Source organism: Streptomyces sp. NPDC103540, from assembly GCF_055584445.1.
This window is the reverse complement of sequence record NZ_JBVJMA010000006.1, coordinates 113,269-126,923: the sequence shown is the minus strand read 5'-3', so window position 1 is coordinate 126,923 and position 13,655 is coordinate 113,269. Positions and strand designations below refer to the sequence as shown.

Genomic DNA, 13,655 nt, shown 5'->3' with positions numbered 1-13,655 from the left:
GTGCGGCGGGGCGCGGATAGGATCGGGGCATCATGACTGCAACCCTCGTCGCCAAGAAGCTCACCGCCGCGCACGGTGAGCGCACGCTCTTCGCCGATCTCGACCTCGTGGTGGCGCCCGGTGACGTCATCGGCCTGGTCGGCGTCAACGGCGCCGGCAAGTCGACCCTGCTGCGGATGCTCGCCGGGCTCGACACCCCCGAGACCGGTGAGCTCAGGCTGTCCCCGCCCGGCGCGTCCGTCGGCCACCTGCCCCAGGAGCCGGAGCGGCGCGAGGGCGAGTCGGTCCGCGCCTTCCTGGCCCGCCGCACCGGGGTCGCCGCCGCGCAGGCGGAGCTCGACGCGGCCACGCAGGGACTCGTCGACGGCACCCCGGGCGCGGACGACGCGTACGCGGAGGCCCTCGACCGCTGGCTGGACCTGGGCGGCGCCGATCTCGACGAGCGGGCCGAGGAGGTGGCCGGCGAGCTCGGGCTCTCGGTGAGCCTGGACCTGCCGATGGCGGCCCTGTCCGGCGGGCAGGCGGCCCGGGCCGGTCTCGCCTCGCTGCTGCTGTCCCGCTACGACGTGTTCCTCCTCGACGAGCCCACCAACGACCTCGACCTCGCCGGTCTGGAGCGGCTGGAGCAGTTCGTCAAGGGGCTGCGCGCGGGCACGGTCGTCATCAGTCACGACCGCGAGTTCCTGACCCGGACCGTCACCAAGGTCCTGGAACTGGACCTGGCCCAGCAGCAGATCAACCTCTACGGCGGCGGCTACGAGTCCTACCTGGAGGAGCGCGAGCGCGCACGCGGTCACGCCCGCGAGGAGTACGAGGAGTACGCGGGCAAGAAGGCCGCCCTGGAGGGCCGGGCCCAGATGCAGCGCAACTGGATGGACAAGGGCGTGCGCAACGCCCGCCGCAAGGCGGGCGACAACGACAAGATCGGCAAGAACCTGCGCGGGGAGTCCAGCGAGAAGCAGGCCGCCAAGGCCCGCCAGACGCAGCGCGCGATCGAACGGCTGGAGGTGGTCGAGGAGCCGCGCAAGGAGTGGGAGCTGCGCATGGAGATCGCGTCGGCCCCGCGCTCCGGCTCGGTCGTCGCCACCCTGCGCGAGGCGGCCGTGCGGCGGGGCGACTTCGCCTTCGGGCCGGCGAGCCTCCAGATCGACTGGGCCGACCGGGTGGCGATCACCGGGGCCAACGGCGCCGGCAAGTCCACGCTCCTCGCGGTGCTGTTGGGCCGGCTCGCCCCGGACTCCGGCGCCGCCACCCTCGGTTCGGGCGTGCTGGTCGGCGAGGTGGACCAGGCGCGCGGGCTGTTCCTGGGCGACGAGCCGCTGCTGGAGGCGTTCTGCGCGGCGGTGCCGGACACCGAACCGGCCGAGGTCCGCACGCTGTTGGCCAAGTTCGGCCTGAAGGCGGCGCACGTGCTGCGTCCGGCGGCGACCCTCTCCCCGGGCGAGCGCACGCGCGCGGCGCTGGCGCTGCTCCAGGGGCGCGGGGTGAACCTGCTGGTCCTGGACGAGCCGACGAACCACCTCGACCTGCCGGCGATCGAACAGTTGGAGGCGGCCCTCGACGCCTACGAGGGCACCCTGCTGCTGGTGACCCACGACCGCCGGATGCTCGACGCGGTCCACGTGACCCGCCGCCTGGAGGTCGCGGAGGGCAAGGTCACGGAGCTTTAGCCCGGCCCCCGCACCGCCTGGGGCGGTGCGGGGTCGGCGCGGTCGCGCGTCAGGTGCGCGTCCCCGTCGGGGCCGCGCGCCGGCGGGCCATCCTCCGGGCGACGAACCCGCGCGGCAGGTGGCGTACGGCCAGGGCGTACGCCCGGTAGCGGCGACCCGTGACGCTGATCGGGCGGCGCCGGGCGAGGTCGCCCAGGGCCTTGGCGACCACCGCCTCGGGCTCCAGCCACACCGCCTCGCGCAGGGCGCTGACGTCCATGCCGGCCCGCTCCTGGAACTCGGTGCGGGTGAAGCCCGGTACGACGGCCAGCACGCGCACCCCGTACGGCTCCATGTCGACGCGCAGGGACTCGCTGAAGGCGGTGACCCAGGCCTTGGCCGCCCCGTAGGTGCCGGTCGGCAGCAGGCCCGCGACCGAGGAGACGTTGAGGACGGCGCCCCGGCGCCGCTCGCGCAGCCCCGGGAGCAGGGCGTGGGTGAGCCGCAGCGGCACCTTGACCAGCAGGTCGAGCATCCGTTCCTCGTCCTCGTACGGGTTGTACGGGAAGGGCGCGGGCAGTCCGAAACCGGCGTTGTTGACCAGGACGTCGACCGGTCGGGCGGTGCCGGCGAGCCGGGCGGCGACGCGTTCGAGGTCGCCGGTGTCCAGCAGGTCGGCGGGCAGGACCTCGCAGACCGTCCCGAACTCCCCGGCGAGTGAGGCGGCGACGGATTCGAGGCGTTCCCTGTCGCGGGCGACGAGGACCAGGTCGCAGCCCTTGGCGGCGAAGCCGCGCGCGAAGGCGGCGCCGAGTCCGGCGCTGGCGCCGGTGATGAGTACGGTGGTCAACTGGGTCCCACTTCCTGCGGTTCGGTGCGCGGGTCCGCGCGCGGCGGTCCCGTACGGCGGATCGGTCGGCGTCGGTGGCCGGTCAGGCCGCGCCGGGGGCGAAGGCGGTCGCGGCCCGCGAGTCGTAGGCGCGGGCGACGTCCACGAGGAAGCGGGCCTCGCCCTCCAGGTCGCCGCCCTCCCCCGATGCCCTGATCTCGGCGGGCAGTTCCAGGCCGGGGGTCGGCCCGGGCACCCCGGTCCGCCCGGCGAGCTTGGCCTGGCGCGCCTCCTTCAGTACGCAGGCCAACGCCGCAGCGGCGCGCCGGGGTTCGGGGATCCCGCTGCCGGCGACGTGGCTGTGCGCCCGCTCCGTCGCGCCGGGGGCCGCGTACTCGCCCAGGATCAGGATCGCGTCGCGGGTCTCGATCACCTTGCGGTAGACGAGCAGGTCGCGCGGTACGGGCGGCCACAGCAGTTCCAGGACCCGGCCGGTGCGGGGCTCGGAGAGCACCACGTGCGGGACGGCCTGGACCAGGTCGCGCCACAGCGGCCACAGCCGCCAGGCGGTGGCGATGTCGGCGGTGGTGCGGCGCAGGGTGAACAGGGTCGGGACCAGGATGGCCGCGGCCCGCAACAGGCCGTGCAGGTTCATCAGCAGGGGCAGGGCGGGCATCGCCCAGGTGGTCCCGAACAGGGCCTTGAGCAGGAAGGCGAACCAGAACAGCCCCGCCAGCGCCGTGCCGAGGCCGAACAGGCGCAGTCCGGCGGCGAGGCCGCGGCTCTCGGTGCGCCTGCTGTAGCGCCAACAGACCCGCACGCAGATCGTGTTGGCGACGAGGTGGGCGGAGATCAGGACGAGCCAGTAGGCGAGCGAGGGCACCGGGGCGCCGGCGGGCCCGACGGTGTGGGGGCCGTGCGCCGGGGCCGCCAGGTCCAGGGTCAGGAGGGTGGCGAGCCAGGCGGCCGTGCCCGCGCAGGAGGCCAGGCGCAGGCGCGGGCCGCGGGTGGCGGCGGCGACGAAGTAGAGGACGGCGCCGGCGGACAGCACCCCGATGACGTTGCGGACGAGGCCGACGGAGTGCGCGTAGCCGGGATCGCGGCTCATGGCGTAGGCGACGACGGCGGGCAGGTTCAGGGTCATCGCGGCGGCGGCGGTGGCGACCGCGAGCCACAGTCCGCGCTGCTCCGGGGAGCGCAGGGCGCCGGGGGCGCGCAGCAGGACGGCGGCCCACAGGGCGAGGACGCTGGGGAGGGCCAGCCGGTCGCCGAGGGCGAGCAGCTCAGCCGCCATCGCGCACGCCCCGCTCGTAGCCCATGGCGGACTCCAGCCGGGCGAGCGCGCCCCGGGCGGCGGAGGCGGGCCGCGCGTGCGCGGCGCCGGAGGTGCGGATGCGGACGCGGATCATGCTGGCGAGCATCTCCGCCTCCCGCTCCTGGCGGGTGCTGTAGTCGGTGCGGCCGAGGACCACGGGGGCGTGCCCGTCGCTTTCCTCGCCGTCGAGGGAGTGGTGGCCGAAGAGGATGTGGCCCAGTTCGTGCAGCACGATGTGCTCGCGGTGCAGGGGGGTGGTGCGGTCCTCGTAGAAGACGTGGTCGACCGTGTCGGTGCCGACCCACAGCCCGCATACCCCGGACGCGGCGGCCTCCTCGGGGAGCGGGTGCAGGCGGATCGGCCGGCCCCGGCGCTCGGCGATGCGGGCGCACAGGGTCTCGAGGGACAGCGGTGGCGCGAGGTCCATGTGACCGAGAATCACCTCGCACCGTTTGCGCAGGCTGAGGTTCCGGTGGGGCATGTGCGGTTCCCTCCGCGGACCCTTTCGCGGGCAGCGTCGGTAGGCGTGGGTGGGTGGCGGCATGGCGTCCTGTGCCTTGGGGCGGCTCGGGGGTGGGGCCCCGGTGGGGGAATGCGGAACGCCCGTTCGCGCGTGACGAACGGGCGTTCCACCATCCCTACAGACGTGCCGGGCGGGTTGGCAAGGCATTCCCGCTGGTGGGGTGCCTATTCGGCCATTCCTGCCGCTTCGTGCCGCTTCCCGCCGGCCGGCGGCGCCGGTCGCCGTGTCAGGAGCGTCCCCGGCCCTGGTCGGGGCCGGTGAGGCCGGCCCGGCGCAGGGCGTCGGCCATGGCGCTGTTGGCCGGCGCGGGCGCCGAGGAGGGACGGCCGCCGCCCTGCGCGCCCTGGCGGCGGTCGCCGGCGCCGCCGCGTCCGCCGCGTCCGCCCTGGCCCTGGCCGCCGCTCCGTCCCTGGCCGTTGCCGCCGTTGCCGGTCTGGCCGGTCTGGCCGGACTGGCCGCCGCCGCGCTGCTGCGGCGGGCGTCCGCCGCCGCGGCGGTCCTCGCGGCGCTCCTCGCGCCGGCCGGGCACCCCGGCGCCGCGTTCGGCGCCGGCCTCGTCCTCCAGGCGCAGGGTCAGGGAGATGCGCTTGCGGGGGATGTCGACGTCCATGACCTTGACCCGGACGATGTCGCCGGGCTTCACCACGTCGCGGGGGTCCTTGACGAAGGTCTTCGACAGGGCGGAGACGTGCGCGAGGCCGTCCTGGTGGACGCCGATGTCGATGAAGGCGCCGAAGGCGGCCACGTTGGTGACCACGCCCTCCAGGATCATCCCGGGGGCCAGGTCGCCGATCTTCTCGACGCCTTCCTTGAAGGTGGCCGTCTTGAAGGCGGGACGCGGGTCGCGGCCCGGCTTCTCCAGCTCGCGCAGGATGTCGGTGACGGTCGGGAGGCCGAAGGAGTCGGTGACGAACTGCTCCGGCCGCAGGGAGCGCAGGACGGAGGTGTTGCCGATCAGGGCCGCGACCTCGGCGCCCGCGGTCTTGCCCATCGCCCGCACCACCGGGTAGCTCTCGGGGTGGACGCTGGAGAAGTCCAGCGGGTCGTCGCCGCCGCGGATGCGCAGGAAGCCGGCGCACTGTTCGTAGGCCTTCGGGCCGAGGCGGGCGACGTCCTTGAGGCCCTTGCGGCTGCGGAAGGGGCCGTTGGCGTCGCGGTGGGCGACGATGTTCTCGGCGAGGGTGCCGCTGATGCCCGAGACCCTCGAAAGGAGCGGCGCGGAGGCGGTGTTGACGTCGACGCCGACGCCGTTGACGCAGTCCTCGACCACCGCGTCGAGGGAGCGGGACAGCTTCACCTCGGACAGGTCGTGCTGGTACTGGCCGACGCCGATGGACTTCGGGTCGATCTTGACGAGTTCGGCGAGCGGGTCCTGGAGCCGGCGGGCGATGGAGACCGCCCCGCGCAGCGACACGTCCATGTCGGGCAGTTCCTGGGAGGCGAACGCCGAGGCCGAGTACACGGAGGCGCCGGCCTCCGAGACCATCACCTTGGTGAGCTTCAGCTCCGGGTGGCGGGCGATGAGGTCGCCGGCGAGCTTGTCGGTCTCGCGGGAGGCGGTGCCGTTGCCGATGGCGACGAGCTCGACCGCGTGCTCCTTCGCGAGGCGGGCGAGCGTGGCCAGCGAGGCGTCCCACTTGTTGGCGGGAACGTGCGGGTGGATCACGTCGGTGGCGACGACCTTGCCGGTCGCGTCGACGACGGCCACCTTGACGCCGGTGCGGAAGCCCGGGTCCAGGCCGAGGGTGGCGCGGGTGCCGGCGGGGGCGGCGAGCAGCAGGTCGCGCAGGTTCGCCGCGAAGACCCGTACGGCCTCGTCCTCGGCGGCGGCGCGCAGCCGGGTCCTCAGGTCGATGCCGAGGTGCACCTGGATCTTGGTGCGCCAGGCCCAGCGGACCGTGTCCGCGAGCCACTTGTCGCCGGGGCGGCCGCGGTCGGCGACGCCGAAGCGGCGGGCGACGATGCCCTCGTAGGTGGACGGGCCGGGGGTGGCGGCGTCCTCGGGGGCCTCGGGCTCCAGGTCCAGGACGAGGACGTCCTCCTTCTCGCCGCGCAGCATGGCGAGGACGCGGTGCGAGGGGAGGGCGGTGAAGGGCTCGGCGAAGTCGAAGTAGTCGGCGAACTTGGCGCCCGCCTCCTCCTTGCCCTCGCGGACCTTCGCGGCGAGCCGGCCGCGCCCCCACATGCGCTCGCGGAGGTCGCCGATCAGGTCGGCGTCCTCGGCGAAGCGCTCGGTGAGGATGGCACGGGCGCCCTCCAGGGCGGCGGCCGGGTCGGCGACGCCCTTGTCGGCGTCGACGAAGGCGGCCGCGGCGGCGGCCGGTTCGACGGAGGGGTCGCTCAGCAGGCCCTCGGCCAGGGGCTCCAGGCCGGCCTCGCGGGCGATCTGGGCCTTGGTGCGGCGCTTGGGCTTGAAGGGGAGGTAGATGTCCTCCAGTCGGGCCTTGGTGTCGGCCGCGTTGATCCGCGCCTCCAGCTCGGCGTCGAGCCTGCCCTGCTCCCGTACGGATTCCAGGACCGCCGCGCGGCGGTCCTCCAGCTCGCGCAGGTACCTCAGCCGCTCCTCCAGGGTGCGCAGCTGGGCGTCGTCGAGCATCTCGGTCGCTTCCTTGCGGTAGCGCGCGATGAACGGCACGGTGGAGCCGCCGTCGAGCAGCTCGACGGCGGCCTTGACCTGCCGCTCCCGTACGCCGAGCTCCTCGGCGATCCTGCCTTCGATGGACATCGTCACTGCGGTCCCGCCTGCCTTCGTTTGCGTGGAAGGCTGCCAATTGTGGCAGGTGGCCGCGGCGGACGTCGGGAGGCCTGCGGGTCGCGGTCAGGCGGCCTTGCCGGTCAGGTCCGCCGGGAAGGCGCCCCCCATGACGGCCCGGCGCACGAATCCTCCGCCGAGTTCGTGGAGGCGGGCGAGACCGGTGGCGCCGAGGTGCTCGTAGGGGGCGGCGTCGAGCCGGTCGGTCTCGGTCTCCAGGCGCTCGCGCAGGGCGGCGCCCTCCTCGGTGAGTTCCCCGGCGGCGTCGAGGGCTCCGCGGGCGCGCAGCCGGTCGGCGGCGGCGTCGAGGTCCTCCTGTCGCCAGCCGCGGATGCCCTTGACCCACTTCGGCCTCATGCCGTGCCCGGTGGCGGTGTGGCTGACCAGGGCTTCGAGGGGGTCGAGGCCGGTGATCAGGAGGGCGGCGAGGTGGCCGTCGCCCCGGTGCTCGCGCAGCAGGGTGGTGGCGTGCCACAGCCGCAGGTGGGGCTCGGTGGGGACGGGGAGGTCCGCGTGGGCGGCGTAGAGGGTGCGGCCGTGCCGGGTGCAGGCCTCGGCGGCGCGCAGGGCGAGGTCGGCGGCCTCGGCGAGTTCGGGCGAGTCGACGGCCTCGGGTCCCAGGACGCGGCGCAGGGTGGCGTCGACGGCGCGCAGTCGGGCGGCGAGGGCCTGCTCGGGCGTCAGGGTCCGCCAGACGGCGGGCAGGTGGGTGGCGACGAGGTCGTGGCGGTAGTTGTAGAAGGCGGCGGTGACCGCGCCGGGGCCGACGGCGCCCATGGCGGCCGAGCGGGAGGCGAGGTTGACGGCCACCGAGTCGGTGACGCCGAGGGCGGCGTACTCGGTGGCGAGGTCGCGGGAGAAGTAGACGGTGGAGTGCAGGGGGTTGATGGCGGCGTGCCAACAGCGGCGGGCGGCGTGCGCGGGAAGCGTCATGCCCCGCAGGTTACCGACCGCTCAGTATGTCCGGTACCCCCGAGAGCCCGGCGTTCAGGTCCCGCCCCGCCCCACGCGGCGCGGCGCGACGCCCGCGACGTCGTCCAGGCCTTCGGCCCCTTCGGGGCCCGCCGCCGCCCGCGCGCCTCCTCGACGCCCGCCCGGCGGGCCGGCACCCTTCCGGTCGCGGCACCCGTCCGGTCGCGGCCCGCCCGCCCGGCGCCCGTCCTCCCGGGATCCCGGGTTCCGGGGACTCGGGACCCGACGATTTCCGGCCTTCCTGACGCCGTTCGCCCGCCCGGCCGCGTACGGTCCGCGCCCCCGCGCGCGGCTCCCCGTACGGGGACACCGGCCCCGCGCGGTGTCCGCTGAGCGGGGTGTGACGGCCGAATGGCGATCGTGTGACAGAGGTGGCCATGGACATGACGCGGGCATCGCGGGTGAATACGGTCGAACACATCGGCCTCCCCTACCACTTGGAGCTCATCGTGCGCCGCACAGTCATCGCCCCGAGCGTGCTCGCCGCCTCCCTCCTGCTGGTGATCCCGGCATCCGCGGCGAGCTCGACTCCGGGTGCCCCGGGTCTCGGCGATCCCTACTACCCGGCCAGCGGGAACGGCGGCTACGACGTCTCCCACTACGACCTGCGCCTCCAGTACCAGCCGAAGACGGACCTGCTGGAGGGCACCGCGACCCTCCTGGCCACCGCCAAGCAGGACCTGTCGCGCTTCAACCTCGACTTCGGCCTCAAGGTCAGCGAGGTCCGCGTCAACGGGATCAAGGCCAAGTTCGCCACCTCCGGCGCCCACGAGCTGGAGGTGACCCCCGAGAAGGCGCTCCCGCGCGGCAAGCAGGTCAGCGTCGTCGTCAAGTACGCGGGCAAGCCCTCGGAGTTCAAGGTCGACGGCTGGTCGGCCTGGCAGCGCACCCCGGACGGCGGGGTCGCGGCGCAGGAGCCCGACGCGGCCGCCTGGTGGTTCCCGAGCAACGACCACCCGCTCGACAAGGCCACCTTCGACGTGTCGATCAACGTCCCGGACGGCACCCAGGCCATCAGCAACGGCGTCCTCCAGTCGCAGTCCTCCAAGCTCGGCTGGACCCGCTACAACTGGCGCTCCAACAAGCCGCAGGCCACGTACCTGGCCACGCTGGCCGTCGGCAAGTTCGACATCACCACCGACACCACCGCGAACGGCCTGCCGATCCTCAACGCCTACAGCAAGGACCTGGGCGACAACGCGGGCGCGGCGCGCGCGAGCATCGAGCGGACCGGCGAGGTCGCGGAGTGGCTGGAAGGGGTGTTCGGCCCGTACCCCTTCAACGCCCTGGGCGGCTACGTCCCGAACGTGCCCAGCGGCTTCGCGCTGGAGACGCAGACGCGGCCCTTCTACAGCCCGCGCCAGTTCGCGAGCGGCGCCAACATCCAGGTGGTCGTCCACGAGCTGGCCCACCAGTGGTACGGCGACAGCGTCTCCGTGGACAACTGGAAGGACATCTGGATCAACGAGGGCTTCGCCCGCTACAGCCAGTGGCTGTGGTCGGAGAAGGAGGGCGAGGGCACCGCGCGCGAGCTCGCGCAGTGGACCTACGCCTCCCGCCCGGCCGAGGACCCGTTCTGGCAGGTCAAGCCGGGTGACCCGGGCGCCGAGAACCAGTTCCACGGGGCCGTCTACGACCGCGGCGCCATCGCCATCCAGGCGCTGCGCGACGAGATCGGCGACGAGGACTTCTTCAAGATCCTCAAGGGCTGGCCGACCGAGCGGGCCTACGGCAACGCGAAGGTCGGGGACTTCGTCCGGTACGCGGAGAAGATCTCGAAGAAGCCGCTCGCCCAGCTGTTCGAGACCTGGCTCTACACCGCGGGCAAGCCCGGCTACGCCCCGTCGACCGCGGCGGCCCCGGGCGCCCGCACCTTCGGCTCGGCGCCCGCCAAGCCGGCGGCGGAGCCGAAGTCCTGGAAGAAGATCGCCGCGACGAACACCGTCCACGACCGCGACGACCGGGGTCACGCCGCCGGCGACGACCACGGCCACTGATCGCGCCCGACGGCGCCGCGTGCGGGCGCGCCGGGGTCCTTCAGCGGACTCCGGCGCGCCGGCGCGCCCGCGCGGCGCGGGCGATCGGCAGGTAGCGCACCCTCTCCGGCAGCAGCGGTACGAGGATCCGCGCGGCCGTGCTGAGCCGGCGCAGCCGGCGTTCCTGCGCGGGCGTCCACTCCAGGCCGATGGCGGCCCGGGCCTCGGGCGGCATGTACCCGACGGTGACGAAGGCCCGGAAGCGCAGGTAGGCGACCCGCAGCAGCGGCCAGGTCAGGCGCAGCAGTGCCCGTGCGACGCGGGAGCGGGGTTCGGGGCGGGGCACCGGGGTGTCGGTGGCGACCAGTTCGCGGGCGACCTTGGTCGGCTCGATCTCCTCGGCCAGCATCCGGTGGTAGTAGGGCCAGAACTCCTCGACGGTCTGCGGCATGTCCCGGTCGCGCAGGCCCAGGATCCGGCCCACCTGGAGCCACTCCCGGTACAACTGCCGCTCCTGGGCGGGGGTGATGCGGCGGAACAGGTAGCGGCCGGCGTACAGGGAGACGGGGAAGCCGGTGGCGTGCACCCAGGCGTAGCAGGCCGGGTCGAGGGAGTGGTAGGCGCGGCCCCGGGTGTCGACGCCCCGGATCTCCCGGTGCAGACGGCGCACGCGCCGGCCCTCGGCGGCGGCCCCGTCCCCGCCGTACACCCACAGTTGCACCGAGCGCAGCGAGCGTTCGCCGCGCCCCCAGGGGTCGGTGCGGAAGACGGAGTACCGGTCGACGCCGGCGCCGACGGCGGGGTGGGCGACCTGGAGGGTGAAGGCGGCGGGCAGGGTCAGCAGGGAGCGGATGTCCCCGGCGGTGCTCCAGAGCACTCCGCCGGGCGGCGGCGGCTCGGGATCGCGGGCGCGCGCTCCCCCGCGCTCCCGGTCCGGGTCGTGGTCGCCGGTGGTGCCGGGCGTCGCCTTCGTACTCATCCGTGCTCCCCCGGGGTGTCCTGTGGCGGTCCTTCCAGTATTCACCCCTTCCGTCGGACCGCCCCCGGCGGTCGGTCCCCCACGATGTCCCGAGCAGGACAGAAAGTCTTGTCACGGGTGTTACCCCGAAGTAACCGCGGCTGCTTGTATGACGGCGTCGATCTTCCCGCAGGAATGACGGAGACCCCCATGCCGCAGATCTCGCACCGCCGCCACCGGGCCGCCGCCACGGCCGTCGCCGCCCTGGCCGTCGGTTCCCTGGCCCTCGCCACCGCGCCCGCCGCCACGGCGGCGGAGGAGGCCGCCACTCCGCGGCTGAGCGTGCTGACGTACAACGCGTTCCTGATGAGCAAGAACCTCTACCCGAACTGGGGCCAGGACCACCGGGCCGCCGAGATCCCCAAGGCCTCCTTCTACCAGGGCCACGACGTGGTGGTGCTCCAGGAGGCCTTCGACAACGGAGCCTCGGACGCACTGCGGGCGAACTCCGCCTCCCGCTACCCGTACGCCACGCCCGTGGTGGGCCGAAGCAAGAGCGGCTGGGACGCCACGGGCGGCGCGTACTCCGCCACCACGCCCGAGGACGGCGGGGTGATGGTCCTCAGCAAGTGGCCGATCGTCCGCAAGGAGCAGGTCGTCTACAAGGACGCGTGCGGCGCCGACTGGTGGTCCAACAAGGGCTTCGCCTACGTCGTCCTCGACGTGAACGGCACCCGGGTGCACGTCGTGGGCACGCACGCCCAGTCCACCGACCCCGGCTGCGGGGCCGGCGAGGCGGCCCAGATGCGCTCCCGACAGTTCCGGGCCATCGACGCCTTCCTGGACGCGAAGAACATACCGGCGGCCGAACAGGTCATCGTCGCGGGCGACATGAACGTCGACTCGCGCACCCCGGAGTACGCCTCCATGCTGGCCGACGCCGACCTGGCCGGCACCGACAGCCGCACGGGCCACCCGTACTCCTTCGACACCGCGCTGAACTCGATCGCGAAGTACCGCTACCCGACCGACCCGCGCGAGGACCTGGACTACGTCCTGCACCGCAAGGGCCACGCCCGCCCGGCCGGCTGGAACAACAACGTGGTCAAGGAGACGACGACCCCCTGGACGGTCTCCAGCTGGGGCACCTCCTACACGTACGACGCCCTCTCGGACCACTACCCGGTCGTGGGCTCCGCGGCCCAGTAGCTCAGGCGGCACGGATCGAGCGCCGAGCACCCTCGACCTCATCGCCGACAGCACCCCCCACCCGAGAACGCCCCCCTCTCGCCTTCTGCCGGGAGGGGGCGCTTTCGTGTGGCCGGAGTCAGTCGAGCGCGGCAAGCATGTCGACCAGGGCACGCCCCTGCGGAGCCCCGCGCCGCAGAAGCAGGCTTCCCACCCTGTGCAGCTCCCCCCACGAGTGCGGCCGACCGATCTCGGAGGCATCGACGATGATGCCCTGCGCCGTCTCCAACGCCGCCTCGTGTTCACCGGCGCCGGCGTACGCGTGCGCGAGGCACGCCCCGTACCAGGCCCGGTCACGCCGGTAGGAGGCATCGAAACCGGCGAGCCCCAGCGTCAGGTGCCGGACCGCGCCGCCCCAGTTCCTCAGGTGGACGTCGGCCATACCCCGCTGCGCGGAGAACCATGACTCGCCGTAGAAGTAGAGCCACGGCGGTGCGTCGGCCGTGGCGGCGATGATCTGCTGCGCCTCGTCCAGCCGCCGGTGCGCCTCGCCCCTCTCTCCGTCGAGGGCATGACCCCGTCCGGCCATCTGGACCGCCATGGCGCGCGTGGTGTCGCTCGCCCCGGATGTCGCCGCCGCGGCCTCTCCGAGCCTGGCGCAGCGCCGGCCCTGGCCGTCGGACCACGCGAGGTGCGCCTTCATGCTCATCGTCGTAGCGGCCATGTCTCCGTGGCCGGACTCCAGTGCCCAGTCGTACGACCGGTCGAACCACCCCAATGCGACCGGCCCGTTGTCCTGATCCTGCGCCATCCAGGCCAAGAACTGGGCGTACTCGGCGAGGAGCTTCACGATCCGGTCCGCCAGCGGTCCCCGGGCCTGCCCATGGAGCGCGCGCACCTCCCGGAACTGGGCGGTGACCAGTGGTGCGATGGCACGTGATCCCACCGTGTCCTCGGCTCGGCGATGCGCGGCCAAGAGCGAGTCCATCGCGTTCAGCGAGGGGGTGTCGAGGCGTAGGCCTCCGGTCTTGACCGCCGTGAGTCTCTCCGTATCGGCCTCCGACACCACGCCGGGGAGCACGAGCGAGGGGAGAGGGAGCCCCTCCCGTCGGGCACCGACCAGTTCGAGCGGGACGCCGAGGCCGTCGATGATCCGCTGCCGGACCTCTACGGAGGTCACGGCGCGCCTGCCGTTCTCGATCGCCGACACGTCCGGCTGGGCCAGGCCGACGAGGGCCCCCAGCCTGCTCTGGCTGCTGCGGGTCAGGTTCCGCCACGTCTTCAGTAGTGTCGGCCAGTCCTCGATGGCGGCGGCGGCTCGTAGGTCGGGGTGTACCCAGACGTCCAACTCCGGCTCCATTCCCCGAATATAGGGCGGGCCTATAGGGCGGTGCAGTGGCTTCGGCCGGGTACCGCGCGACATGGTGGGGCAACGCCGGGGCGCCCCCGCCACCAAGGGCGCATGCCCGGGTCCATCGCCCGATCGAGGCCGC

10 protein-coding genes are annotated in these 13,655 nt (G+C 73.7%); 3 read left to right on the top strand and 7 right to left on the bottom strand.

Annotated elements, in window-relative coordinates; translation table 11 throughout:
- Positions 1 to 32: 32 nt before the first annotated feature.
- On the top strand, positions 33 to 1,670 hold the full coding sequence (locus ACZ6ZI_RS16385) for an ABC-F family ATP-binding cassette domain-containing protein (RefSeq protein WP_469520884.1): 1,638 nt from the start codon (positions 33 to 35) through the stop codon (positions 1,668 to 1,670).
- Between the two features lie 49 nt (positions 1,671 to 1,719).
- Here ACZ6ZI_RS16385 and ACZ6ZI_RS16380 read toward each other — a convergent pair whose 3' ends face one another.
- From ACZ6ZI_RS16380 to ACZ6ZI_RS16360, 5 genes are all read right to left on the bottom strand, one after another.
- The gene (locus ACZ6ZI_RS16380; protein ID WP_469520882.1) at positions 1,720 to 2,499 is read right to left on the bottom strand and encodes an SDR family NAD(P)-dependent oxidoreductase; all 780 of its coding nucleotides are present in this window, start codon (positions 2,497 to 2,499) and stop codon (positions 1,720 to 1,722) included.
- 82 nt (positions 2,500 to 2,581) lie between these two features.
- Positions 2,582 to 3,739 (bottom strand): MAB_1171c family putative transporter, encoded by a 1,158-nt coding sequence (locus ACZ6ZI_RS16375; RefSeq protein ID WP_469521624.1) that lies wholly within the window; start codon positions 3,737 to 3,739, stop codon positions 2,582 to 2,584.
- Positions 3,740 to 3,761: 22 nt separating this feature from the next.
- Entirely contained in the window at positions 3,762 to 4,274 is a 513-nt protein-coding gene (locus ACZ6ZI_RS16370) for a M78 family metallopeptidase domain-containing protein (RefSeq protein WP_469520880.1), read from the bottom strand.
- A gap of 268 nt (positions 4,275 to 4,542) precedes the next feature.
- Entirely contained in the window at positions 4,543 to 7,047 is a 2,505-nt protein-coding gene (locus ACZ6ZI_RS16365; protein WP_469520877.1) for a Tex family protein, read from the bottom strand.
- Positions 7,048 to 7,134: 87 nt separating this feature from the next.
- Positions 7,135 to 8,001, bottom strand: coding sequence for an SCO6745 family protein (locus ACZ6ZI_RS16360; protein WP_469520874.1), 867 nt, complete (start codon positions 7,999 to 8,001; stop codon positions 7,135 to 7,137).
- A 422-nt stretch (positions 8,002 to 8,423) separates the two neighbouring features.
- Between ACZ6ZI_RS16360 and ACZ6ZI_RS16355 the strand changes: the two genes are divergently transcribed.
- Positions 8,424 to 10,037, top strand: coding sequence for a M1 family metallopeptidase (locus tag ACZ6ZI_RS16355; protein ID WP_469520871.1), 1,614 nt, complete (start codon positions 8,424 to 8,426; stop codon positions 10,035 to 10,037).
- Positions 10,038 to 10,077: 40 nt separating this feature from the next.
- On the opposite strand, the gene ACZ6ZI_RS16350 is transcribed toward ACZ6ZI_RS16355, so the two are convergent.
- Complete coding sequence (locus ACZ6ZI_RS16350) at positions 10,078 to 10,995, bottom strand: oxygenase MpaB family protein (RefSeq protein WP_469520867.1); 918 nt, start codon at positions 10,993 to 10,995, stop codon at positions 10,078 to 10,080.
- Positions 10,996 to 11,184: 189 nt separating this feature from the next.
- Between ACZ6ZI_RS16350 and sph the strand changes: the two genes are divergently transcribed.
- Positions 11,185 to 12,183 (top strand): sphingomyelin phosphodiesterase, encoded by a 999-nt coding sequence (sph, locus tag ACZ6ZI_RS16345; RefSeq protein ID WP_469520864.1) that lies wholly within the window; start codon positions 11,185 to 11,187, stop codon positions 12,181 to 12,183.
- A gap of 118 nt (positions 12,184 to 12,301) precedes the next feature.
- Here the strand turns inward: sph and ACZ6ZI_RS16340 are convergent, their stop codons facing one another.
- On the bottom strand, positions 12,302 to 13,522 hold the full coding sequence (locus tag ACZ6ZI_RS16340; RefSeq protein ID WP_469520861.1) for a helix-turn-helix domain-containing protein: 1,221 nt from the start codon (positions 13,520 to 13,522) through the stop codon (positions 12,302 to 12,304).
- Positions 13,523 to 13,655: the final 133 nt, after the last annotated feature.